The organism is Streptococcus sp. Marseille-Q3604 (assembly GCF_916619785.1).
Lineage (GTDB): Bacteria > Bacillota > Bacilli > Lactobacillales > Streptococcaceae > Streptococcus.
The window spans coordinates 1-956 of record NZ_CAKAKM010000005.1 but is presented as its reverse complement, the minus strand read 5'-3'; the positions used below and the strand labels follow the sequence as shown (position 1 = coordinate 956).

1 protein-coding gene is annotated in these 956 nt (G+C 40.1%); it reads left to right on the top strand.

Annotated features, from left to right (window positions below):
- Window positions 1-956: SspB-related isopeptide-forming adhesin (locus tag LG375_RS10520; RefSeq protein ID WP_318779997.1), on the top strand; the 956-nt coding region annotated here is incomplete at both ends.

The window sequence follows — 956 nt, the reverse complement described above, 5'->3', positions numbered from 1 at the left end:
AACCAAACAAACCAACTGAAAAACGTGTTAACAACGTACCAGTTGAAGTGGAATTCAACTTCACTAAACGTTTGGAAGGCCGTGAGCTTAAAGCTAACGAATTCAGCTTCGTCCTTAAAGATTCAGAAGGTAAGACTCTTGAAACTGTAAGCAACGATGCATCTGGTAACGTTAAGTTCTCTAAACTTGAGTTCAAGAAGGGTCAAGAAGGCGTACACAACTACACAGTAGAAGAAGTTAAAGGCTCAGACGCAACCGTTACATACGATACAATGAAAGCGAATGTAACAGTTACAGTTAAACACGATGGTACTGCTAAAGTTCTTATCGCGACTGTAGGCGACATTGCGGATAAAGAATTTAACAACCGTGTAACTCCACCAGAAGAACCTAAGTTCCAACCAGAGAAATACGTTGTTTCTGAAGAGAAATTCGATATCACAGGTGACAAGCTCGTTGATGATGATAAAGAGTTGGCAGACAAGTACGCAGACACAAATGCGAACCCATACGCTGACGATGCCTCAAACAACGAAGCTCAAAACTTGAATACTAAGACTGTTAAACGTGGTCAAAAATTAGTTTACCAAGTATGGTTAGATACAACTAAATTCGACGCAGCTAACAAGGACAACATCCAATCAGTAGGAATCTCAGATGACTACGATGAAACTAAGTTGGATCTTGACGCTACTAAGATCAAAGCCTACGATTCAGTAACAGGTGATGATGTTACAGCTAAATTCGATATCACTGTTAACAACGGTGTGATTACTGCAACTCTTAAAGATGGCTTCACTAAGTCACTTGGTGATGCAGAAAACACTCAAGTGATCGACACAACTAAATTCGCCTTTGGACGTTACTACAAGTTCGACATCCCAACAACAGTTAAAGCTGATGTACCTGGTGGTGTAGATATTGAAAATACAGCAGCTCAAGTAGTTAACTACTAC